This window comes from Novosphingobium subterraneum, from assembly GCF_000807925.1.
Classification (GTDB): domain Bacteria; phylum Pseudomonadota; class Alphaproteobacteria; order Sphingomonadales; family Sphingomonadaceae; genus Novosphingobium; species Novosphingobium subterraneum.
Genome location: NZ_JRVC01000013.1, coordinates 23,608 through 44,774 on the forward strand (window position 1 = coordinate 23,608; position 21,167 = coordinate 44,774).

The following is a 21,167-nucleotide window of genomic DNA, read 5'->3' on the forward strand; positions in this document are numbered from 1 at the left end:
GTGTAGGTGCAATGTCAGACAGGTATCTGATTCGCCGCGGTTTTGGAATACCTGGGCTCAGGACCCATTGATTGGCTGTGCTCCGCCGAGGCGTTCCTTGCCTTGGTTGACCGTGATGACTGGGCCGCAAGCTGGCAGGCAACGCACAAGTCGTTCCAGTTGCTCAACACCGTGGACTGGTGGGCGAAGGCCTCCGAGGGCGTGCGGGGCCGTGTCGGCAAGCCGATCACGCGCAGGCTCGAGAAGGTCGATTTCACGCCTGCACCGCCCAACGGCTATTGGACCGTAACCTTCAAGGCGCGCTACGCGAAGGCGGGGGACGTGACCGAGACCCTGCAAATGGCGTCGGAAGACGGCGGCTGGAAGGTGACTGCCATAACCGTCGAGTAAGCAGGCAAAGGCCCCGCCCTCTGCGTGAGGCGGGGCCTTTGCGCATCAGTACATGTGCTGGCCGCCGTTGAGCGACATGGTCGAGCCCGTGACGAAACCGCCCTCGTCCGCCGTGAGGAAGGCGACGCCACGAGCAATTTCCTCGGCGTGGCCGAGACGGCCCACCGGGATCTTGGCAACGATCTTTTCCAGCACCGGCGCCGGCACGGCGGCAACCATGTCGGTGTCGATGTAGCCCGGCGCGATTGCGTTGACGGTCACGCCGTACTTTGCGCCTTCCTGCGCCAGAGCCTTGGTGAAACCGTGGATGCCGGACTTCGCAGCGGCATAGTTGACCTGGCCGTACTGCCCGGCCTGGCCGTTGATCGAACCGATGTTGACGATGCGGCCCCAGCCGCGCTCGCGCATGCCGGGGAACGTGGCCTTGGCCATGTTGAAGCACCCGCCGAGGTTGATGCGCATCACCTCGTTCCAGTCATCGAAGCTCATCTTGTGGAGCACGCCATCGCGCGTGATGCCGGCATTGTTGACGACGATGTCGATCTCACCGACTTCGGCGGCGATCTGTGCGCAGCCCTTGATCGTGGCTTCATGATCGCCCACGTCAAAGCGGTAGGTGGGAATTCCGGTTTCCGCGGTGAAGGCGTGGGCCTTTTCCTCGTTTCCTGCATAGTTGGCGACAACCGTGCGCCCTTGCGCCTTTAGTGCCAGGCAGATCGCCTGACCGATTCCGCGCGTACCGCCGGTAACCACTGCAACTCGCGACATGCTTTACCCTCCATTGTTCCCTCTCGCGGGTAGGGTAGGTTCATGACGGAGATGCGACAAGTTGCCGAATACGTAAATGCTGCAAAAGAACGAGGAAACACAGCGCAGAATTGCTGCAGCAATGAAGCTAATAGTGTCAGATGCTGACCGCGATCAGAAGCGGAACTGCGTCCCGACATAGACGGCCTGATTGTCCTGCTTGCCATCGGTCAGCGGACGCAGGCGATCACGCTCGGGCGAGTAACGTACGCCCGCGGTGACGTTCAGATTCTTGGTCAGGCGATAGCTGCCGCCGAGGTCCAGTTGGTAATCACCCTGACCTTCAAGCGTACGCGGCGCGCGACCAGCCTGATCGCGGCCTTCGGCTTCGATCCGGGGCGCAAAGCGGCTGGGCGTCGACGTCGGGCCGGAAGCCTTGAACTTGGCCAAATCGGGCATCTCGATCCGCTGCAGGTCATGCAAAGGCGAAGGTGCGGCAGCTGGCGATGCGAAGCTGGCGTAGCCACGGGCCATGCCGAGGTTGAACGCCATCGGCGCGATGCGGACCGGCGAAGCCCCCGGCTGTGCCGTATCGGCCATTGCGGTGCGGACCGCGAAGTTCGACGAATTCAGCGCATCGACACGGACCGCAACGGTAACCGAGCGAGTCGGCCGGGTATCGGTGCCGGTGGGCGTGAAGCGGAAAAGCTTGCCGTTCTTGAGCGCACGAACGGTGATTTGCGAAGCAAGGCGTTCGTCAACCGAGGCCGGCGTGAAAGAACCGATGCCACCGCGTGCCGCAAGGCTGACGGGCGCCATGTCGAAACCGCTGGAGAAGGCGGAGGTGACCGTTGGCGAAAGGGCAAGACCCACCACGACCGCCAGCCCGAGCGTCACAGGCGCGCGCAGGCGGCGGCGCATCGCACCCTTACCTGCAGTCCTGTTGCCGTTGCCGACCATGATACGTCCGTTCTACCCCAACCCGGGCTGTGATCCGCCCCATTATGCGACCGAGAGCGGCTTGCCGTCATAACGACTCCGCGCACCACTCGGACTGTTCTACGCAATACCTCTAATGCGTGAAGGTTTCCAGTCCCACGCCAGATAGAAGTGGCGGCGAAAGACTCTTCCTTGCAAGGTGTGGCGCAATATCCACAGGTGCCTGGCAAGCGACTGCGCTTTGCCGCTGTGCAGGACATGTGATGTTCAGTCACGGTTCACGCGGGCCTTGACCATTTGGCCCCGCAATTCCGTGCCTCGTTCATCGTGCTTGCCGCATGGCGCGCGCCGGTGATAGAGGCTCTTTCGATCACGCGCGTTCACATGCGCGCAAACCTGCGGCAATGCCCGGAAACGGCATGCCCGCAAGCCAAGGACTGTTTCGTAGTGACCATGACCGTCAAGACCGCGCAGAGCACCCGCAAGCTGATTCTTCGTGGGCTGATGATCGGGACCATGGCCCTGGCTGTCACCGCCTGCGGCAAGAAGGAGCGCCCGCGGGCGGATCTCGCCGCCAGCCAGGTGACCACGATCGGCGTCAACGCCTACCTGTGGCGCGCAACGCTCGATGCGCTTTCGTTCATGCCTCTGCTGCAGACTGACAGCAACGGCGGCGTGATCGTGACCGATTGGTATGCCAACCCCAAGAACCCGGGCGAGCGCGTCAAGGTGACTGTCTCGATCGTCGACCAGGACTTGCGCGCCGATGCGCTGCGCGTTGCCGCCAGCCGTCAGGTCTCGCAGAACGGCCAGTGGATTGATGCCCCTGTCCAGGCCGCCACCGTGCAGAAGCTCGAAGACATCATCCTGAGCAAGGCGCGCGATCTGCGCCGCGCCGCAATCACGGGATAAGGCGCCGGTCCAGAGCAAAGGGCCGGCCTGATCTGCCGAGAGGCGAATCTTGCGTGTCGCGCCAGCGCTCCCTAGAGGAGCGCGCATGACCGAGAACACTGCTCCCGCCAGCTCTGCTCCTGAGCGCTTCGATCCCGCAATCGCCGACACCCGCTGGCAGCAGGTGTGGGACAGCCGCCAGTCGTTCCGCGCCGACGATTCCAGCACCAAACCCCGCAGCTACGTGCTGGAGATGTTTCCCTATCCCTCGGGCCGCATCCACATCGGCCACGTGCGCAATTACACGATGGGCGACGTACTGGCGCGCTACAAGCGGATGCGCGGATTCGAGGTGCTGCACCCGATGGGGTGGGACGCCTTCGGCATGCCGGCGGAAAACGCGGCGATGGAAAAGGGCGTCCACCCCGGTGGCTGGACGCGGGACAACATCGCCAACATGAAGGCGCAGCTGAAGCGCCTCGGCTTCGCGCTCGACTGGAGCCGCGAGATCGCGACCTGCGAGCCGGAGTATTACGGCCACGAACAGTCGCTCTTCCTCGATCTCTATGCGGCAGGCCTGGTCTATCGCAAGGAATCGACGGTCAACTGGGACCCGGTCGACATGACCGTGCTGGCCAACGAGCAGGTGATCGACGGACGCGGCTGGCGTTCGGGCGCTCTGGTCGAGAAGCGCAAGCTCAATCAGTGGTTCCTCAAGATCACCGACTTTGCCGACGAATTGCTCGAAGGCCTCTCGACGCTCGACAAGTGGCCCGAGAAGGTCCGCGTGATGCAGGAGAACTGGATCGGCAAGAGCCAGGGCCTGCAGTTCCGCTTCGACCTTTCCAATGGCGAGAGCGTGGAGGTCTACACCACGCGCCCCGACACTATCTTCGGCGCAAGCTTCGTTGCCGTCGCTGCGGACCATCCGATCGCGCAGGGCGTCGCGGCGGTAAACTGCGAAGCGGCCAATTTCATCGCGCTGTGCAAGAAGGGCGGCACCACCGCCGCCGAACTGGAAACGGCCGAGAAGCTGGGCTTCGACACCGGCATCGGCGCGAAGCACCCGCTGACGGGCAAGTACCTGCCGGTCTACATCGCCAACTTCGTGCTGATGGAATACGGCACCGGTGCGATCATGGCCGTGCCGGGGCACGACCAGCGCGACTTTGATTTCGCCACCAAGTACGGCCTGCCGATCCTGCGCGTGGTTGCCTCCGATCCGGCAGCTGCCGACAAGCCTTTTGCCGGTGAAGCCGAGGCGGGGGACGGCGTTCTCGTCAACTCTGACTTCCTCAATGGCATGAACGTCGTCGAGGCCAAGGCTGCGGTCATCGGCCGCGCACAGAGCGAAGGCTGGGGCGAAGGCAAGACGGTGTGGCGCCTGCGCGACTGGGGCGTCTCGCGCCAGCGCTATTGGGGAACGCCGATCCCGTTCGTGCACTGCGAGGTGTGTGGCGTTGTGCCGGTGCCCAAGAAGCAGCTGCCCGTGACCTTGCCCGAGGATGTCAGCTTCGACGTGCCCGGCAACCCGCTTGACCGGCATCCGACGTGGAAGCATGTCGATTGCCCGCAATGCGGCCATCCCGCCCGGCGCGAGACCGATACGCTCGACACTTTCGTCGATTCGTCGTGGTACTTCCTGCGCTTTGCCAGCCAGCCGGAAGATCGCCCGTTCGATCCCGAAGAAATCAACCGCTGGATGCCGGTGGAGCAGTACATCGGCGGGATCGAGCATGCGATCCTGCACTTGCTTTACGCGCGCTTCTGGACCCGTGCGCTCGCCCGCATCGGCAAGATCGAGGTGACAGAACCGTTCGGCAGCCTGTTCACCCAAGGCATGGTCACGCACGAGACATACGAGCGCCGGAATCCCGAGAATGGTCAGCCGGTGTTCTACTCGCCCACAGAAGTTGAACGCAGCAGTGATGGCGCAACGCTGAAAGCTGACGGTGCGCCGGTCGAGGTCGGCCGGGTCATCAAGATGTCCAAGTCCAAGAAGAACGTCGTGGACCCGGACGAGATCGTAGCAAAGTACGGTGCTGACGCGATCCGCTGGTTCATGCTGTCGGATTCTCCGCCCGAGCGCGACCTGCCGTGGTCGGAAGCCGGGATCGAGGGTTGCGCACGCTTCGTTCAGCGTTTGTGGCGCCTGTTCGGCCAGTACGACGCTGCCGCAGTGGGTGAAGACAAGGCGCTGGACCGCAAGGCGCACCAGACCGTCCACGCGGTTGCCTCCGACATCGAGGCATTGGGCTTCAACAAGGCCGTGGCGCGGATCTACGAACTGACCGGCGCGATTGAAAAGGCTGCGCCTTCGGCCAGCCGCTCCGCCGCGATCAGGAAGGTCCTGCTGCTCGTCGCGCCGATGATGCCGCATCTTGCCGAAGAAGCGCATGCGCGCTTCGGTACCGGCTTGATCGCCGACGAGGCCTGGCCCGAAGTCGATCCGGCATTGCTGGTCGATGATGAAGTCACCGTTGCCATCCAGGTCAAGGGCAAGCTTCGCGATACCCTGACTGTGGCCAAGGGGACGCCGAAGGAAGACCTCGAACGCCTTGCCCTCGCTTCCGAGAAAGTGCAGCGTGCACTTGAAGGGGCGGAAGTGAAGAAGGTGATCGTCGTGCCTGACCGTCTGGTGAATCTTGTCGCCTGAGCGCCTCGTCCGGATTCTCGCGCCGCTTGCGCTGCTCTCCGGTTGCGGTCTGCAGCCAATGTACGCAGGCGGCGGCAAGGGCGAGGTGGCGCGGGCGCTTGCCGACGTCACCATCTCGCCGATCGAGGGGCAGTCCGGCTGGCTTGTCCGCAATGCGCTTGTCGACCGATTGGGCGCTGGCGCGGCAGGGACCGGCGCCCGCTATCGTCTTGATGTCCGGCTGGACGATCGCGTGGAGGGGCTTGGCCAGCTTTCCAACGACGCCATCACGCGCGAACGCCGTACCCTGCGCGCCCGCTACCAGCTGGTTGACACGCAGAACGGTGAGGTCGTCCTTGATGCGACCGCGGGATCGGACGCCGGGTTCGACGTGGTCAACAGCGAATACGCGGTGATCGCGGCCGAACAGACGGCGCTTGAAAACCTGTCACAGGAAGTGGCCGACCAGATCGTCACACGCGTCTCGGTCCGCCTGCGCAAGCGCTCCTGAGACGGGGCGTGAAGGTTACCCAGAAAAACTTTTCGGCAAGTGCGGCGCGCGCGGTAAATGACTGCCGCATCTTCTATTTCTGCGGGCCGGATGAATCCGGTGCCAGCGATGCCGCCGCGAAGATCGCAGGCATGTTGGGCGAGGCCGAGAAGGTCGATCTGAGCGGAGCCGAACTCAAGCGCGACCCGGTGCGCCTCGCCGACGAGGCGCGCTCGGTTTCGCTGTTCGGCGACAGGCGGATCATCCATGTCCGGGCGACCGGCGACGATGCGCACGACGCCGTCGAAACCCTGCTGCAAAGCCCTGTCGACGGCTGGCCTGTCCTGATCGTCGCCAGTTCGGCCACGGACAAGTCGCGCATTGCGAAATTGCTCGAGAACCGCGCCGATGCGCTGGTCGGCATGTTCCATCCGCCAGACCTCAAATCGGTCGCCAGTGCGATCCGGAGTTCGGCCGATGCGATGGGTGTGCGCATGACGGACGAGCTGTCGGAGCGAGTCGCGCGCGCGACTGCGCTCGATACGCGCATGGCCCGAAGCGAGCTTGAAAAGATCGCTCTCTATCTCGATGCCAGCCCGCAGGCGCCGCGAACAGCGACGGCGGCTGACCTCGACGAAGTCTGCGCCGTCAGCGAGGACGACGGCATGATGCCGTTGGTCAACGCCGTTCTTGGCGGTGAGGTGCGGCGCATTCCCGCCGAGCTATCCCGCATGCGCGAACAGGGCATGAACCCGGTCGGGCTGGTCCTCGCACTTGAACGCCGCGCCGGGCAGTTGGTCCAACTCGCTGGTCGGCTTGGGGAACGCGGAGACGTAAATGCTTTCATGCAACAGGAAAGCGATGCGCGTCGGGTGTTTTTCCGTGACCGCGCCGACCTGACCCAGCAGCTCAAGCGCTGGCGCGGTCCGCGGCTAGTCCGCCTGTGCCAAAGACTCGTTCAGCTGCATCGCGTGCTGATTGCCGACAACAGGAACGGGGAACTGGCGCTGGCTCAGGGCCTTGCGGAAATTGCGCGGGCCGCAGCACGATGATGTCTGGCGCAATGCCTTCGTTTTCAGGTGCCCCTGTGGCATAGAGGCTAGGAAAATCCTTGCCCGGCGGACGGCATCACTGTCCTAGAGTGGAGCCGCAAGTCAGGTTTGGTGACGGCAGGGATCGGGCCCGAGCGACAGGGGTTCATGTTGGCGGAGGGCCTTCAGGTGCTACGATGCCCGGCCACGAAAGCCTGGAGACCACACAGATCTCCACCCGGGTCTCGGCCTTGAAGCTTCCCGATATCCACGCCGCCGCGCCTCCCGGCGCGCCTTGTCCTTGACCGCCATGTTCGATGCCGCGCTCGATAGCGAAGGCGGGAGGCTGCATGGCGCATGCTATCCGCGCGCGTTCCTCTGCGTCGCGCATCCAGCCAAGAACCGCCACAAGGGCAGATCCGCCGTTCGTACGCAACCCGCAGCCGCCCTATGCACGCCAAAATGCCCGGCTCGGCTCGCTTGGGAAAAGCCTCGTCAGTGTCGCTGGAGTGCGTCAAGCGGATCGATTGTCCGCATCGGAGGCGGCTATGTGGATGAACGGGTTACTGCAAGCGGCTTGCCGCCACCCGCGCCATTGCCCGCCGCCTCAGGTAGTCGGCCTCAATGTCCGAACCTTCGGCTTGTCCTCCCATAATACCCAGCGCCGCGCCCAGGCCATGCGCGGCGAGTTCTCCCAGCGCGGCGTCGGTGTCCTGTCCCAGTTCAGCCGCCAATGTCTTGAGCACGCGCGCCATCTCGGCGAACTCCACTTCGCTTTCCCACGCCGCCTTGCATTCCTCGCGGTGAACGAAGCTGTCGCGCATCTCGAAGCCCATGGCCATTCTCCTCTCGCGGCGGACCAACCCGCCATGAGGAGAAGCTGTCAGGCCTCGGCAAACTCTCGCTTAACCGACCGCAGCGCACCTTGCCGGAACCGCGCAATGGTTAAGCGGTAAGATTCCTGTCAGCCGAGTCTTACCGGAGAGGGATCGCCACGCTCCTCGATCAGCTTTGCCCGCGCATTCGCCCGGCAGCGCAGGTAGTCGGCCTCGACATCGCGCCCGGCCAGTTGTGCAAGGTGACTGAGCGCTACGCCGAGCCCGCGTTCGGCAAGCACCCCCAGCATCGGCTCGACTGGCACGGCAAGCTCCGCCGCCAAGGCCTTCAGGGCCCGCACCATCTCCGCAAATTCGAACTCCGTCAGCCTTGCGGATTCGTATTCTTCCTTGCGCAACAGGGCCTTGCCGAGGTCAAAGGTCATGGGCCAACTCCTCCAGGCAGGATATGGCCCTTGAGATCAGTTGGACAAGCCGCCGCATCCTTGCATAGACGACGGCAACTCGGGGGATAGACGGTGACGGCAATTGCGCCCGCGATGGGCACGACGGAAGTGTTCCTGATCGCGCTGACGATCATCCTCGCCGTACCCTATCTGGTCTGGCGCCTGCTGCGAACCGACTACTGGGCGCCGCTCGTCGTCGTGCAGATCATCGGGGGCATCCTGCTTGGTCCAGGCGTGCTGGGTGCGGCATTTCCTGACTATTACGCCTTCGTCTTCAACCCGCAGGTCATCGGTTCGCTGAACGGCATCGCCTGGTGGGCGGTGATGATGTTCGTCTTCGCGGCGGGGCTTGAGCTTGACCTGCCCGATGCCTGGGCCAATCGCCGCGAAACCGCGATCACCGCTGCGGGCGCACTGATCACGCCACTGCTGTTTGGCGCGGCTGCTGCCGCATTGCTCCTGCAGACGCCGGGCTGGATCGGCCCCAAGGGCAGCTATGCGCAAGTCGTCCTCGGCATCGGCATGGCCTGCGCCGTCACCGCGCTGCCGATCCTCGTCCTGCTGATGGAAAAGCTCGGTATCTTCCGCGAACCCTTGGGCCAGCGCATCCTGCGCTACGCCAGCCTTGATGACGTGGCGATCTGGGGCGTCCTCGCGCTGATCTTGGTCGATTGGGAGCGCGTCGGGCGTCAGGGCATCTTCCTTGCGACCTTCGCCGTGGCCTCGTGGGCCGTGCGGGCCCTGTTCCGCCGCCTGTCCGAGAACGATCGCTGGTACGTCTCGCTGATCTGGCTTGCCATGGTCGGCTTTGCCGCGGACTGGTCCGGCCTGCACTTCATGGTCGGCGCGTTTCTAGCAGGGGCGGTGCTCGATGCGCAGTGGTTCACGCGCGAGCGGCTCGACGGCTTCCGCCAGTTCCTGTTGCTTGCCGTCATGCCGGTGTTCTTCCTCTCGACGGGTCTGCGCACCAAGTGGGACGTCGGCGGCCTTGCCGTGTTTGGCGCCGCCTTCCTGTTCCTCGTCGCCTCGGTCGCGGGCAAGCTTGTCGGCGTGCGCATCGCCGGACGCCTGCTCGGCTGGGCCAGGGGCGAGGCCTCGATCATCGGCTGGCTGCTGCAGACCAAGGCGCTGATCATGATCATCTTCGTCAATGTCCTGCTCGACAAGGGCATCGTCACCAACGAGACCTTCACCGCCTTGCTGCTGATGGCGGTGATGAGCACGATGCTGACCGTCCCGCTGGTCACCCCCAGGCTGAAGGCGCTGGCCAAGCCAACGCTCCATTAACGCCGGCGCGATAGGATCGGCGGCATGGAACCCGTCGATCTTCTCATGGCTGGCGTTGCCGCACTCGTGCTCGGCATGTGCTGGTGCCTGTACCACGGCGTCACGCTGCTCACTGGCTCGCAGGTCGCCGTCGCCCATGTCTGGCGCGGCGGCTACAGCGATCTCGAGCGGCTGGACGACTTCGTCCACCTGCAGCAATCGATCGGCACCCTGCGCGGCTTCGACATCCGCGATGGCGGGGCAAGCGCTGGATCGAGGACGAGGTCGTCTTCGAAACAGCCGAGGGCACCCGCGTTCATGCCATGGTCGGTCGGCAGGTGCAGCGGTCGTGGAAGCCCTCCAGCGTGTTCCGCATCTGGTACCGCCGCGATGATCCGCAGCGCGTCACTGCCTATGGCCCGGGATACTGGTTCACGATGGCCCTGCTAACCTCCGCTGCGCTCTATGCCACGTTCGCCTGGGGCATAGACTGGGCGCGAACTGGCCAGCCCCCACAATGGCTGGTCGATCTTTCGGCCGCCGAAGTCTCGCACAAGTAAGAGTGGCGCAGGCGCGCAATCTCGCTTCTCCTGTCGCAAAATACCGGAGAGGCCCTGCATGTCCGTCATCGACCCCGTCACCCGCCTGATCGCCATCGAGGAAATCAAGCAGCTCAAGGCGCGCTATTTCCGCTGCATGGACACCAAGGACTACACTGGCCTGCGTGCTGTCTTTGCCGACGACGCGGTGTTCGATGCCTCCTGCTCGCTCTCCATCGAACCCGCTGAGGACGCGGAGAACTGGACGCATGCGGGAGGTGACGCCATCGCCGCCTTCGTCGAGGCCGCAGTCGCCCCCTTGCGCACCGTCCACCACGGCCACTGCCACGAAATCGAACTGCTCTCCGAAAGCGAAGCGCGCGGCGTCATCGCCATGGAGGACCAGATCTGGGACGCCGACGGCAAGCCTTTCCTCCACGGCATGGGCCACTACCACGAAACCTACCGCAAGGAGGCAGGCGGCTGGAAGATCGTGACGAGCCGCATAAGCCGCCTGCATGTGATCGTCGGCGAGTAACTTGGGCGCATCCGGCGTGGAATGACTGCGCACGATCTGCCATAGCGCTGGCGTGAACATCGCCGACACCGCATTCCCGGAATCCGAAATCCTCGATCGTCTCCACGCCGTATTCGGCTTCAACGCCTTTCGCGGCGTGCAAGCGGACGTGGTCGAGCGCGCGCTGGCGGGTCGCTCGACGCTCGCCGTCATGCCCACCGGCGCGGGCAAGTCGCTGACCTATCAGCTGCCAGCCGTCATGCTGCCGGGCACCTGCGTCGTCGTCTCGCCGCTGATTGCGCTGATGCATGACCAGCTGCGCAGCGCCACCGCCAACGGCATCCGCGCCGCCACGCTGACCAGCGTAGATATTGACCGGGGCCAGACCATCGACCGGTTCCTGTCGGGCGATCTCGATCTGCTCTACGTCGCCCCCGAACGCGCCAGCCAGCCGCATTTCCTCGAGATGCTCATCCGCGGCCGCGTCGCCATGTTCGCCATCGACGAGGCGCACTGCGTCTCCGAGTGGGGCCACGACTTCCGCCCCGATTACCGCCTCCTGCGTCCGCTGATGGACGCTTTCCCGGACGTGCCGCGCCTCGCGCTGACTGCCACTGCTGACCGCCACACCCGCGCCGACATCCTCACCCAGCTGGGCATCCCGGAAGAGGGCCTGATCGTTGCCGGGTTTGACCGGCCCAACATCCGCTACGCCATCACGGCGCGCGACAATCCCTTGCGCCAGCTGATGACGGTCATCGCCGAAAACCCCGGCCCCGGCATCGTCTATGCCCCCACCCGCGCGCAGGTGGAAAAGCTCAGCCAGCAGCTGCAGGCCAGCGGTCGCCCCGTCCTGCCCTATCACGCCGGGCTCGATCCGCAGGTAAGGGCCGACAATCAGGCGCGCTTCGTCGCCTCCGAAGACATGGTCATGGTGGCGACGGTCGCCTTCGGCATGGGGATCGACAAGCCCGACGTGCGCTTCGTTGCCCACGCCGCATGCCCGAAATCGATCGAAAGCTATTACCAGGAAACCGGCCGTGCGGGGCGCGATGGCGATCCTTCCGTGGCAGTCATGCTGTGGGGCGCAGAAGACTTCATGCGCGCCCGCCAGCGCCTCGCCGAAGTCGAAGAGCACCGCCGCGCCGGCGAACGCACGCGGATCGATGCGCTCGCGTCCTTGGTCGAAACCCCGCACTGTCGCCGCGCCCTGCTGCTGCGCCACTTCGGCGAAAACCCGCCACCGTCATGCGGCAATTGCGACAACTGCCTGGAAGCCCCGCGCGTCACTGATGCTACCGAGGTTGCCCGCAAGCTGCTCTCCGCCGTCTACCGCACCGGACAGTCGTTTGGCTTCGGCTACGTCGAGAAAGTTCTCACGGGTGTTGCCGACGATCGCGTGACCCAGCGCGGGCACGACCAGCTTTCCGTGTTCGGCATCGTAACCGGCGATGAAGCCCCCCTGCTGCGCCCGCTCGCCCGCGCCCTGCAGGCAAGGGGTGCCTTGGTGGCCACGGAACACGGCGGCCTTGCCCTGGGCGGCGATGCCCGCGCCATCCTGAAGGGCGAAGCGGACGTGCCCCTCGTCCTCGTGCCGAAGAAGGAAGGCCGCTCAGGTCGCCGCCGCAGCGGTACAGGGGCGGCACTGAACCCTGTGGGCGATCCCCTGTTCGATGCCCTGCGCAATCTTCGCCGCGATCTCGCGCGCGAAAATGGCGTGCCCCCTTACGTCATCTTCCACGATTCCGTGCTGCGCGAGATGGCGGCTACGCGCCCGGGCAGCCTCACCGAACTCGGCCAGATCGGCGGTGTCGGCTCGCGCAAGCTTGATGCCTATGGCGATCGTTTCCTCGAAGTGATCCGGCAGTGGTAAGCTGAAAGCAAAACCCCCTCCCGGTCAGGGGAGGGGCATGCTCAGTTGATCGTGCCCGAGGCAATCGGCTCGGCCGGATCGTGCAGGGGCTGCCCCCGCGTCTTCCACAGCGAATAGGCCACGCCCCCGGCAATCAGCGCGAAAGTGACGCCAAGGCTGAGTACCGGCGGGAACTTGTCACCGCCAAGCAGGAAATCGGAAACGAAGATCTTCGAGCCGATGAACACCAGCACGGCGGCCAGCGCATACTTGAGATAGGCGAAGCGGTCGATCATCGCAGCCAGCGCAAAATAGAGTGCGCGCAGGCCGAGGATCGCCATGATGTTCGAGGTATAGACGATGAAGGTATCGGTCGTGATCGCAAAGATCGCCGGGACCGAATCCACCGCGAACACAAGGTCGGCAAGGTTGATGACCACCAGCGCCAGGAACAGCGGCGTAGCGGCGTTGACCATCTTGCCGGTCTTCTCGTCAGGCACCTTCACGAAGAAGTGCTGGTCATGCAGCTCCTTGGTCACGCGCATGTGGCGGCTGATCCAGCGCACCGCGGGATTGTTGCCGATGTCCGGGTCATGGTCGTTGGCGAAGAACATCTTGATGCCGGTGAACACCAGGAACGCGGCAAAGATGTACAGAACCCAGTAGGCCTGTTCGACCAGCGCGGCGCCGCCTGCGATCATCGCGCCGCGCAGGAATATCACGGCGACGATGCCCCACAGCAGGGCACGGTACTGGTACTTGGGCGGAATGGCGAAGAACGTGAAGATCAGGCTGATCACGAAGACATTGTCGATCGACAGTGCCTTCTCGATGAAGAAGCCGGTGTAATACTTCATCCCCAGGTCCGCGCCCTTCTCGGCCCAGACCCACGCGCCGAACAGCAGCGCGATGGTGATGTAGAACGCCGTCAGCTTCAGCGATTCACCGATGCCCATGGCCTTGTCCTCCTTGTGGAGGACGCCAAGGTCAAACGCGGTCAGCGCCACGACAAGGCCGAGGAAGGCCAGCCAGAACCACGCAGGCGTGCCCAGCCAGTCTGCGAAAAGGAACTCCATCAGTCAGACTCCTTGTGCCCCCGCACGTCCCGCGATTGCCTCGGCAATGCTCGGGCCGCGGGGGCGTTCCTCTGTGTCAGACTGTTGCCAAGGACGCCGGAAAACCAGCGGCTTCGGGACGGCGCAGGAACAGCGCCGCAAGCCGCGCCTTCACGGCGTTCTTGAGGCTGCGCAGCCGCAGCACATCAAGCGGGTCGCGTGCGATGCGCAGCGCATCGTCCAGCTTCTGGTGACGCTCCATCAGGCGGAAGTAACGATCGGACATTGAAAGTTCCCTTGTCGAAACGGTTGCGTTCGATCGGGAATGCCGAAGCCCGCGAGGCCAAAGTCGGAAACGAGGGGAAGAGACCCGGACCCGCATGACATCGGCATTACCGATGCGGTCCGACATCACGAAGCGCACTGCCGCTATGGCTAGAACGCCGCGCCAGAGGGGCCCGGTCCGCATGAGCAATGTGGAGGGATTTGGTCCGGATTGCAAGAGGGCACGTTGAGCGGGGTCGTTCAGGTAGGTTTCCCTGAAAGGGGTGGCCACCGTCGATCTTCTGCTGGAAACTCCCGGCTCGGCAGGCATAATTCCATCGTCAGTCAGCCAGATCCTGCCATGGACCAAGCCCAGCTACACCCGTTCTGGGGCGAACATGCCACATCGCTCAATCACCAGTGCTGCCTCGCAAGTTGTCGCCACGGGCAGCGCGCCAGTTTGGCGAGTTGCGGATGATCGTCTGGGCCGACAGGTGGTGAGGGGGGTCTTCCTGCGGAGCCCGGTTCGTGCCGACGAATCATCCCTCGAAGCGTGGCTCGGCATCGGCAAACCCGTCCCGGGACATGGCGCCGCGGAGCACCTGCCACAGAAATATCCAGCAAAACAATGTCTTTTCTCTGGATCGGCGTTGGCATCTCCGGTCCACGGGTAGAAAGGCTTCATGGGCGATGCGTCGTGAAAGGCCGCCAACTCCACAAGCGCTCGGATGGCTCTAAAGAAACATGTGATAATTGCACTTATCACATAAGCAGATTTGACCGTTCTTTATAAGGTGGGCTACAAGCGCGGCTGAGGAGCGAGGCGCGTCGTGAGCACCGAAACCGCCCGGGAAGGGCCAGAAATCCCCGTAGCGCCGCCTGAGGCTGTCCTGCCGGCCGTCAGGGCGCCGGCCGACCTTGCGTGGACGATCGTGCAGATGCGCGCCGGCGAGCGCATCACCGTCAACGAGGGCCTGATCGCCGCCTATCAGGCCGCTTCATCGCCCCACAGCATCCGTGCGCTCAAGTCCGACGTCGAGGCGTTCGATGCGTGGTGTCGGCGCAACAACCGGATTGCACTGCCGGCCACGCCCGAGATCGTCGCCGACTATCTCGACGCGCGGGCAGGGCAGGGGGCCAAGCCCGCCTCGCTTGGCCGCTACAAGGCGTCGATCGCCAAGATCCATCAGCTGCTTGATCTCAAGGATCCCACCCAGGCTGATCTCGTGAAGCTGCGGCTACGCGCGATCCGGCGCGAGAAGGGCACCGCGCAGGCTCAGGCGCGTCCCTTGCGCTTCAAGGGGCCAGTGCGAGACGTGGAGCGCGACAGTCCTCGCGGACTGAATGTGCGAGCTTTGCTGGAGGCGTGCGCGGGCGATCTGCCAGGCTTGCGGGACCGAGCCCTGTTGTCGGTGGCCTATGACACGGGGCTCCGTGCATCGGAGCTCGTCGCAATCAGCATCAATGACATTCTCGAGGCGCTTGATCCCGAAGCGCGCCTCCTCGCCATCGCGCGAAGCAAAGGCGATCAGGAGGGCGAGGGAGCCACAGCCTATTTGTCGCCCCGCTCTGTGCGGGCTGTCGCGGCGTGGAGAGAGGCCGCTGGGATCGACGCGGGGCCGTTGTTCCGGCGGGTGCAGGTACGGCGCTACAAAGCGCGGGCGGCTGTGAAGGGTCGTTCGATCGACAGCATCTCGGGCCGGGAGACCTGGGATCTGCGCAAGACGCTGTCCAAGCCCGCTGTGAAGGCGCGGGTCGAGTATGACATCGGCGCCGTGGCGCTGCACCCGGGCTCGATCGGACCAATCTTTCGGTCGATCATCGGCCGCGCGTTCGACCGTGGCGCGCTGCCCGATTTGACGGCGGACGATCTGGCGCGGTTGCTGAAGGGGATCAGTGCGCACTCGACGCGGATCGGGCTCAATCAGGACCTGTTCGCCAGCGGGGAGGATTTGGCCGGCATCATGGACGCGCTGCGGTGGAAGTCGCCGCGGATGCCGCTCGCTTATAATCGCAATCTCGCGGCAGAGCAGGGGGCGGCGGGGCGCCTTATGGCGAAGATTGGCTAGTCATGACGGCCTAAATAGGTCTTTGGATGATGCCGTGCGACCACACGACGGCGGCAGGTAGATCGAGGGATTTGCGCAGCGGCAAGAACCGGAGAAGGGAGGCTGAGCCCCCGGGGTCTTGAGCTACAACGTTAAGCCTAAGAAACGGGCAGGGGCCTGGTAGCGCGTAGTGTATGAGCGAAGCCACCATCGCTCAAACTCATCAGCACAGTCCAATTTCGAAGAGGAAACAAGAAAGTGGTTCCGGAAACGGTATGGATCTTATCCTGTGTAAACGCTCGCGCTAAATGGCGGCGTTCTGATCGCGCTATTTGTCAGTTGCCGGGTCCGATGACGAGGCAATCGCGCGCGGCCTGAACGATGTCAGCGGTGACCTCCTCGACGCGGTTGAGGGTCATGATCCGCCGCATCTGCGCGAACAGGCGCTCCATGAGCCGGAAGTTGCCGCGCGTGATGCGGATCACGGCTGCCTGCGCTTCGATCGCGTCGAGTTGGGCCGGGTCGAAGCTGATCCCGAAATCGCCGGCGTGGGTCGCGAGCAGCAGCCGCATTTCGGTCTCGGTAAGCGGTTTGAACTCGTGGACGAAGCCGATCCGCGAGTAGAGCTGGGCATAGCGGGCGAGGCGCTTCTCCAAGCCCGGCATACCCATCAGGATCAGCCCGAAGCCGTGGCGATCGGCCATGTCGCGGAGATGTTCGAGCGACTTTATGGTCAGGCGGTCGGCCTCGTCGACGATGACGAGGGGGCAGGCGATGCGGGCGGCGTCATGGGTGATTTCGTCCTGCGAGCCGCCCGCGACCGTCAGCCGGGCATAGCCCAGCTTAATGAGGTTGAGGCCCAACACCGCGTCGATCGTCTTGGGCGTGTTGCTGACCGACACGGTGTAGAAGACGGCGCGGCAGCGAGCGACCTTTTCGCCAAGGAGCGCGGCAATGGGACGGAGCGCGGCATATTCCCCCAGGTCGGGGAAGCTGGAAAACTCGCGCGCCGATCGCGTCTTTCCGACGCCCGGCCGGCCATGACACACGCCGATATAGCGGTAGTGCGCGCAGGCTTCGGCAAACTCGACGAACCGGGCATGTTCGCGGGTCGCCAGGAACGGCTGCTCGACCAGGAACTCAATCGTCAGCGGCGTAGAGCCGGAGCCCTCGGTAGGTGGTGGGCCGGGAAGCCGTATCCTCTTGGTCGCCATCGAAGGTCTCCGTGGGGGCAGGCACCTGCTTGTCGCGCTCCTTCGCGCCGCGCCGGGCGCGCTGGATCGCGCGCAACGACGGGTGCCCAGCGTGCTCGGAGCTGAGCGCACGGCAGACGAACCGGCCCTGGTGGTAGACGTGGATCTCGGTCAGGTCGCGGGGGTCATAGACCGCCTCGACCTGCTCGCCGACGAAGGCCGCGAGCGTGGGTTCGACATAGCGCCTGCCCATCAGACGGATGCCGTCGCGCAGCACTTTACGGGGCTTGGGCACGTGCACGAGCAGCATGTCGAGCTGTTCAAGGCTGTCGGGCATTGCGGGCAGGAACCCGCCCTTCTGCCAGCGCGTGATCGGCGGTTCGCCGGTGCTGCCATGCGGGCGACGATGATAGACGCCGCACACGAACGCCTCGAAGCGGGCGCGCAGCTCGTCGAGCGTGAGCACTGGCGCCGACAGCGGCTTGCCCGCGATCAGGTGGCCGGGCAGGTCGGGCAGGAACATGTCGTTGATGGTGCGGAACAGCCGCTCGATCTTGCCGCGCCCGCGAGGACGCCCCGGCAGCGAATGGATGAGGCGGATTTTGAGGGCGATGCACGCCTGCTCGATATGCTCGGAGATGAAATCCGAGCCGTTGTCGACGTAAAGCTGTTCGGGAATGCCGCTGACGATCCATTCGGGATTGGGCTTGCGCCAGATCGCCTGCCGCAAGGCGAGCGCCGTGTTGAGGGCACTGGGGGCATCGAGGCTGAGGAAGTAACCGGCGATGGCTCGGCTGTGATCGTCAACGATGACGGTCAGCCAAGGACGCACCGGGTTCCGGCATCATCGAGCACGAGAATGTCGAGAACGGTATGATCGGCCTGCCACATCTCGTTCGAGGTCGCGGCTTCGCGCCGATGCACTAGCTCGTGCTGGTCGCGGTAGACGGCCGGATCGGAGGCTGCGGCGATCTGGCTTGCCGGTATCGCCCTGACGACACGCGCGACGGCCGCATAGCTGGGGGTTCGGTGTCCATGCGCGATGGCGAGTTCCTGCACCTTTCGGTGAATGGCGGCGACCGGGGGTCGCGGGCGCTTGGTGGCGAGAGTGCGGGTCAGTTCGACCAGATGTTCCGGCAGGTGCAGCCTGCCCCGATCGTTGCGCGGCAGACGCGCGAGACCGGCAAGTCCTTCGGCACGGTAGCGCCCGAGCCAGCGCTGCAACGTCCGCTCGCTCAGCGTGCCGGTGCGGGCGAGGTCCGCGAGCGGGATGCCATCGGCGAGGTGCGGTTCAAGGACGCGGTAGCGCTCGATCGCCAGCGGCGGGACAAGCGCCGGATGCGTCACCGCCGACGGTCCGTGTCGCAGGTAAGGAAAACGGAGATTTGCCTGCCCATCGCCATGCGAGTCCGCTCGCGTTGCCAAACCGGCCTGTTCGACGTAAATCTACCCGGTAAAGAAAACTAGGGCAACATAGACCTGCCGATGACGACTTTCTTCCCAAACCGCGCCCGATCGGGGCGCCACCGGCCCTACGCATGAAAATCGGTTACGCCCGCGTATCGACCGCCGAGCAGAACCTGGACCTCCAGCGTGATGCGCTGAAGGCTGCCGGCTGCGAGAAGGTCATCACCGACAAGGCCTCCGGGGCGACTGCCGCTCGCCCTGGATTGGAAAAGGTGAAGGAGCTGCTTCGCGCCGGCGACACACTGGTGGTCTGGCGCCTCGACAGGCTCGGCCGCTCGCTCCGTGATCTGATCGGATGGATGACCTACCTCGACGAGGAAAAGGTCGGGCTGCTGAGCCTGCACGAGGCGATCGACACGACCACCACGTCGGGCAAGCTTACCTTCCACCTGTTCGGGGCATTGGCGGAGTTCGAGCGCAACCTGATCCGCGAGCGGACCCAGGCCGGTCTCACCGCAGCCCGCGCTCGCGGCAAGAAGGGTGGCCGGCCGGCCGCACTCGGCAAGGAAAAGCGCGACCTGCCCGTCAGGCTCTACCACGAGAACACGATGCCGATCGCCAAGATTTGCTCGATGCTCGGCATCTCCAAGCCAAAACTCTACGCCTATGTGCGATCGGCCGAGACCAAGCCGGTAGCCGCGTAGCGACGCTCGCCGACAAATAGCGCGATCAGAATGCCGCCACTTAGCGCGAGCGTTTACACCGTTTGCGGTCCCGATCGGCCCAGCGTCCCCCGGAACCGTTCGTTATCGGGAAGGCATCTAAGCGGTCTGCACCATCCTTCATCTAAAGTTCTCCAAGCGCTTCTGAGGATTTTCGGGCGCACCAAAAGCACTTGCTCCTCCAGTGGCTGGAGCATGTAACCGCAATTTGCTCTCCTGCGGACGGGGGGCTGGAGGTGGCTTTTTGACGGCCCGTGTTGAAGCAATCGGTATGTCTCGACGCTCATTAGTGGCGCGGCTGGTGGCCTGTGGAACCGGCTTGGTGCTCGGTTCTCCAACGCTCGCGCGACAGACTTCCCGGTCTGCGGGCTCGTGGAACTTCGGTGCGGCTCACCTCGAATGGGAGCCGCTGGAAGTCGGCACGGGTGATACCCTCCTTGTTTCGGCACAAGTGCGCGGAGTGCCGGTGCGGGCGGTGCTCGACAGTGGCAGCGGCGCGTCGATCATGAGCACGGCGCTCGCGGCGAAGCTCGGCTTGAACGATGGTGAGCGGCGCATGATTAGCGGGCTGAGCGCCAAGGCCCCGGTGCTGCTGGTCCGCGACATCGACGTACAGCTCGCCCGCGAAACCCGTCGCTTACCCTTTGCCGTCGTTGGTGATCTGAGTTCAGTGTCGGCGGCCTTCGGACGACCGATCGATATCCTCCTCGGTGCCGATATGTTCACGGGTAGCTGCATCGCGCTCGATTTCGCGAAAAGGCGTATGGCGGTCGTCAAGTCAGGCACGTTTCTCGCCGGTCCCGACTGGCGCGCTGTCGCGCTCGGGCGCGGTGCCAAGCAGGAGCTGTTCATTCGAGCTTCCGTCTCGGGTTTGCCTCCCGTGCCCTTGATGATCGATCTTGGCAGCTCGGCCGCGCTGATGCTCTCGTCGGCCTATGCCCGCGATCAAGGGCTGTTGAACGGGAAGCTCGTCTCGACCGCGGCGATCGGCGGCGTCGATGGTGTGCGTATCAACGATGCTTTCACGATCCAGAACATCAACATCGAAGGGCTTGGCGTCTCGAACGTCCCCACACTCGGGATGAGAGCTTGGCTCTCCACCAGCACGGTTGGCAATGTCGGCCTACCGCTGATCGCTCAATTCGACGTGGTGTTCGACGTGACCGCCGGATTCGTGTGGCTCCGGCCACTCGGTCCTCGTCGTCGCCTGCCGATGCTGAAGGACCGTAGCGGCCTTGGCCTCGCAGCCTCACCAACGGCGCTCACCGTTGTTCATGTGGCGGCGAACAGTCCCGCGGAAAAGGCTGGCTGGGCGGTCGGCGACCGGATCGTGGCGGTGAACGGCCATTCGATCGATGCGAACTATACGCGTGGGGAGCTCTGGCAAGTGCGCTCCCGGCCTGCTGGCACCCTCGTAAAGCTGACGATGGCCTCGGGTGATGTGCGCGAGCTCAGGCTGGCCGATTATTATTGATCGGCTTGAGGGTGGCCTTTGCCGATCGCCTTCATGATCCGACAATCGGCCATGCGCGCCTTGGTGCAGCTCTGGCTGAGCATTGCCAACTCATCCCGCAACACCGCGAGTTGCGCCAGTCTCTCCTCCACATCCTTGAGGTGCTGAGCAGCGATAGCTGAGGCGGCACCACAATCCTGGTCCGGGTTCTGCGCCAGCCCCATCAACGAACGGATCTCGTCGACGGAGAAGCCAAGCCGGCGACCGTTGCGGATGAAGTGCAAACGCTCAATGTCACTGGCATCGTAGGTTCTGCGACCCGACGCCGTGCGAGGGGCGGATCGGAGCAACCCGATCGACTCATAAAAGCGGATCGTCGTCACCTTCGTCGAGGTCTCGCTGGCGAGCTGCCCAATCATCACCGGCTTCATCATGCCATCCTTGCT

Annotated in this window: 23 protein-coding genes; 13 read left to right on the forward strand and 10 right to left on the reverse strand. The window is 64.3% G+C overall.

Annotated elements, in window-relative coordinates:
* Window positions 1-42 precede the first annotated feature (42 nt).
* Window positions 43-390, forward strand: a complete 348-nt coding sequence (locus NJ75_RS13370) for a DUF4019 domain-containing protein (RefSeq protein ID WP_052242493.1) — start codon at window positions 43-45, stop codon at window positions 388-390.
* A 45-nt stretch (window positions 391-435) separates the two neighbouring features.
* On the opposite strand, the gene phbB is transcribed toward NJ75_RS13370, so the two are convergent.
* Together phbB and NJ75_RS13380 are read right to left on the reverse strand one after the other, a co-directional pair.
* The gene (phbB, locus tag NJ75_RS13375) at window positions 436-1,158 is read right to left on the reverse strand and encodes an acetoacetyl-CoA reductase (RefSeq protein ID WP_039335334.1); all 723 of its coding nucleotides are present in this window, start codon (window positions 1,156-1,158) and stop codon (window positions 436-438) included.
* Between the two features lie 153 nt (window positions 1,159-1,311).
* Window positions 1,312-2,058, reverse strand: coding sequence for a hypothetical protein (locus NJ75_RS13380; protein ID WP_039335519.1), 747 nt, complete (start codon window positions 2,056-2,058; stop codon window positions 1,312-1,314).
* A 522-nt stretch (window positions 2,059-2,580) separates the two neighbouring features.
* On the opposite strand from NJ75_RS13380, the gene NJ75_RS13385 reads away from it, so the two are divergent.
* From NJ75_RS13385 to holA, 4 genes are all read left to right on the forward strand, one after another.
* The gene (locus tag NJ75_RS13385) at window positions 2,581-2,988 is read left to right on the forward strand and encodes a DUF3576 domain-containing protein (protein WP_370584389.1); all 408 of its coding nucleotides are present in this window, start codon (window positions 2,581-2,583) and stop codon (window positions 2,986-2,988) included.
* 85 nt (window positions 2,989-3,073) lie between these two features.
* Window positions 3,074-5,623, forward strand: coding sequence for a leucine--tRNA ligase (gene leuS, locus NJ75_RS13390; RefSeq protein WP_052242494.1), 2,550 nt, complete (start codon window positions 3,074-3,076; stop codon window positions 5,621-5,623).
* Window positions 5,624-5,681: 58 nt separating this feature from the next.
* The gene (lptE, locus tag NJ75_RS13395) at window positions 5,682-6,113 is read left to right on the forward strand and encodes an LPS assembly lipoprotein LptE (protein WP_174544606.1); all 432 of its coding nucleotides are present in this window, start codon (window positions 5,682-5,684) and stop codon (window positions 6,111-6,113) included.
* 8 nt (window positions 6,114-6,121) lie between these two features.
* Complete coding sequence (gene holA, locus NJ75_RS13400) at window positions 6,122-7,144, forward strand: DNA polymerase III subunit delta (RefSeq protein ID WP_039335338.1); 1,023 nt, start codon at window positions 6,122-6,124, stop codon at window positions 7,142-7,144.
* Between the two features lie 542 nt (window positions 7,145-7,686).
* Here the strand turns inward: holA and NJ75_RS13405 are convergent.
* Window positions 7,687-7,959: a hypothetical protein gene (locus tag NJ75_RS13405; protein WP_039335522.1), complete on the reverse strand. Its 273-nt coding sequence runs from the start codon at window positions 7,957-7,959 to the stop codon at window positions 7,687-7,689.
* A gap of 128 nt (window positions 7,960-8,087) precedes the next feature.
* On the reverse strand, window positions 8,088-8,384 hold the full coding sequence (locus NJ75_RS13410; RefSeq protein ID WP_039335340.1) for a hypothetical protein: 297 nt from the start codon (window positions 8,382-8,384) through the stop codon (window positions 8,088-8,090).
* A 114-nt stretch (window positions 8,385-8,498) separates the two neighbouring features.
* On the opposite strand from NJ75_RS13410, the gene NJ75_RS13415 reads away from it, so the two are divergent.
* Genes NJ75_RS13415 through recQ form a run of 5 tightly spaced genes read left to right on the forward strand, consistent with a single transcriptional unit; the run spans window position 8,499 to window position 12,600 of the window.
* On the forward strand, window positions 8,499-9,692 hold the full coding sequence (locus tag NJ75_RS13415; RefSeq protein ID WP_039335342.1) for a cation:proton antiporter: 1,194 nt from the start codon (window positions 8,499-8,501) through the stop codon (window positions 9,690-9,692).
* A gap of 24 nt (window positions 9,693-9,716) precedes the next feature.
* A complete protein-coding gene (locus NJ75_RS24375) occupies window positions 9,717-10,121 on the forward strand; it encodes a hypothetical protein (protein ID WP_156135802.1) in 405 nt (134 codons plus the stop codon).
* Complete coding sequence (locus NJ75_RS25315; protein ID WP_269078595.1) at window positions 10,109-10,231, forward strand: hypothetical protein; 123 nt, start codon at window positions 10,109-10,111, stop codon at window positions 10,229-10,231. Before NJ75_RS24375 ends, NJ75_RS25315 begins: the two co-directional genes overlap by 13 nt.
* A 58-nt stretch (window positions 10,232-10,289) precedes the next feature.
* The gene (locus tag NJ75_RS13425; protein WP_052242495.1) at window positions 10,290-10,748 is read left to right on the forward strand and encodes a nuclear transport factor 2 family protein; all 459 of its coding nucleotides are present in this window, start codon (window positions 10,290-10,292) and stop codon (window positions 10,746-10,748) included.
* Between the two features lie 52 nt (window positions 10,749-10,800).
* Window positions 10,801-12,600 carry a DNA helicase RecQ gene (recQ, locus tag NJ75_RS13430; protein WP_174544607.1) on the forward strand — a complete coding sequence of 600 codons (1,800 nt, stop codon included), beginning with the start codon at window positions 10,801-10,803 and terminating at the stop codon, window positions 12,598-12,600.
* Window positions 12,601-12,641: 41 nt separating this feature from the next.
* Here recQ and NJ75_RS13435 read toward each other — a convergent pair whose 3' ends face one another.
* On the reverse strand, window positions 12,642-13,655 hold the full coding sequence (locus NJ75_RS13435; RefSeq protein ID WP_039335345.1) for a TerC family protein: 1,014 nt from the start codon (window positions 13,653-13,655) through the stop codon (window positions 12,642-12,644).
* A gap of 76 nt (window positions 13,656-13,731) precedes the next feature.
* Window positions 13,732-13,920 carry a hypothetical protein gene (locus tag NJ75_RS13440; RefSeq protein ID WP_039335347.1) on the reverse strand — a complete coding sequence of 63 codons (189 nt, stop codon included), beginning with the start codon at window positions 13,918-13,920 and terminating at the stop codon, window positions 13,732-13,734.
* 808 nt (window positions 13,921-14,728) lie between these two features.
* Here NJ75_RS13440 and NJ75_RS13445 point away from each other — a divergent pair.
* A complete protein-coding gene (locus NJ75_RS13445) occupies window positions 14,729-15,967 on the forward strand; it encodes a tyrosine-type recombinase/integrase (RefSeq protein ID WP_039335349.1) in 1,239 nt (412 codons plus the stop codon).
* A 314-nt stretch (window positions 15,968-16,281) separates the two neighbouring features.
* Here the strand turns inward: NJ75_RS13445 and NJ75_RS23780 are convergent, their stop codons facing one another.
* Genes NJ75_RS23780 through NJ75_RS25075 form a run of 3 tightly spaced genes read right to left on the reverse strand, consistent with a single transcriptional unit; the run spans window position 16,282 to window position 18,486 of the window.
* Entirely contained in the window at window positions 16,282-17,160 is an 879-nt protein-coding gene (locus NJ75_RS23780; RefSeq protein WP_009824028.1) for an AAA family ATPase, read from the reverse strand.
* Window positions 17,087-17,971, reverse strand: coding sequence for a Mu transposase C-terminal domain-containing protein (locus NJ75_RS25070; protein ID WP_226018257.1), 885 nt, complete (start codon window positions 17,969-17,971; stop codon window positions 17,087-17,089). The genes NJ75_RS23780 and NJ75_RS25070 overlap by 74 nt, the downstream gene beginning before the upstream one ends.
* On the reverse strand, window positions 17,956-18,486 hold the full coding sequence (locus NJ75_RS25075) for a helix-turn-helix domain-containing protein (protein ID WP_226018256.1): 531 nt from the start codon (window positions 18,484-18,486) through the stop codon (window positions 17,956-17,958). Before NJ75_RS25075 ends, NJ75_RS25070 begins: the two co-directional genes overlap by 16 nt.
* Window positions 18,487-18,677: 191 nt before the next feature.
* Between NJ75_RS25075 and NJ75_RS13460 the strand changes: the two genes are divergently transcribed.
* Both NJ75_RS13460 and NJ75_RS13465 read left to right on the forward strand, forming a co-directional pair.
* Entirely contained in the window at window positions 18,678-19,250 is a 573-nt protein-coding gene (locus tag NJ75_RS13460; protein ID WP_021224432.1) for a recombinase family protein, read from the forward strand.
* A 289-nt stretch (window positions 19,251-19,539) separates the two neighbouring features.
* Window positions 19,540-20,742, forward strand: a complete 1,203-nt coding sequence (locus NJ75_RS13465) for an aspartyl protease family protein (protein ID WP_013039112.1) — start codon at window positions 19,540-19,542, stop codon at window positions 20,740-20,742.
* Here the strand turns inward: NJ75_RS13465 and NJ75_RS13470 are convergent.
* Entirely contained in the window at window positions 20,736-21,152 is a 417-nt protein-coding gene (locus NJ75_RS13470; RefSeq protein ID WP_004212867.1) for a MerR family transcriptional regulator, read from the reverse strand. The genes NJ75_RS13465 and NJ75_RS13470 overlap by 7 nt on opposite strands.
* Between the last annotated feature and the right edge of the window lie 15 nt (window positions 21,153-21,167).

Bases quoted from the DNA above. Each gene is read 5' to 3' on its own strand.
- NJ75_RS23780 (WP_009824028.1), bottom strand. From the start codon at position 17,160: ATGGCGACCAAGAGGATACGGCTTCCCGGCCCACCACCTACCGAGGGC.
- NJ75_RS13440 (WP_039335347.1), bottom strand. From the start codon at position 13,920: ATGTCCGATCGTTACTTCCGCCTGATGGAGCGTCACCAGAAGCTGGAC.
- NJ75_RS13465 (WP_013039112.1), top strand. From the start codon at position 19,540: ATGTCTCGACGCTCATTAGTGGCGCGGCTGGTGGCCTGTGGAACCGGC.
- NJ75_RS13405 (WP_039335522.1), bottom strand. From the start codon at position 7,959: ATGGGCTTCGAGATGCGCGACAGCTTCGTTCACCGCGAGGAATGCAAG.
- leuS (WP_052242494.1), top strand. From the start codon at position 3,074: ATGACCGAGAACACTGCTCCCGCCAGCTCTGCTCCTGAGCGCTTCGAT.
- NJ75_RS13410 (WP_039335340.1), bottom strand. From the start codon at position 8,384: ATGACCTTTGACCTCGGCAAGGCCCTGTTGCGCAAGGAAGAATACGAA.
- NJ75_RS13460 (WP_021224432.1), top strand. From the start codon at position 18,678: ATGAAAATCGGTTACGCCCGCGTATCGACCGCCGAGCAGAACCTGGAC.
- NJ75_RS13415 (WP_039335342.1), top strand. From the start codon at position 8,499: ATGGGCACGACGGAAGTGTTCCTGATCGCGCTGACGATCATCCTCGCC.
- NJ75_RS13425 (WP_052242495.1), top strand. From the start codon at position 10,290: ATGTCCGTCATCGACCCCGTCACCCGCCTGATCGCCATCGAGGAAATC.
- NJ75_RS13385 (WP_370584389.1), top strand. From the start codon at position 2,581: ATGATCGGGACCATGGCCCTGGCTGTCACCGCCTGCGGCAAGAAGGAG.
- NJ75_RS25315 (WP_269078595.1), top strand. From the start codon at position 10,109: ATGGCCCTGCTAACCTCCGCTGCGCTCTATGCCACGTTCGCCTGGGGC.
- NJ75_RS13435 (WP_039335345.1), bottom strand. From the start codon at position 13,655: ATGGAGTTCCTTTTCGCAGACTGGCTGGGCACGCCTGCGTGGTTCTGG.
- NJ75_RS13380 (WP_039335519.1), bottom strand. From the start codon at position 2,058: ATGCGCCGCCGCCTGCGCGCGCCTGTGACGCTCGGGCTGGCGGTCGTG.
- lptE (WP_174544606.1), top strand. From the start codon at position 5,682: ATGTACGCAGGCGGCGGCAAGGGCGAGGTGGCGCGGGCGCTTGCCGAC.
- NJ75_RS13470 (WP_004212867.1), bottom strand. From the start codon at position 21,152: ATGAAGCCGGTGATGATTGGGCAGCTCGCCAGCGAGACCTCGACGAAG.
- NJ75_RS24375 (WP_156135802.1), top strand. From the start codon at position 9,717: ATGGAACCCGTCGATCTTCTCATGGCTGGCGTTGCCGCACTCGTGCTC.
- phbB (WP_039335334.1), bottom strand. From the start codon at position 1,158: ATGTCGCGAGTTGCAGTGGTTACCGGCGGTACGCGCGGAATCGGTCAG.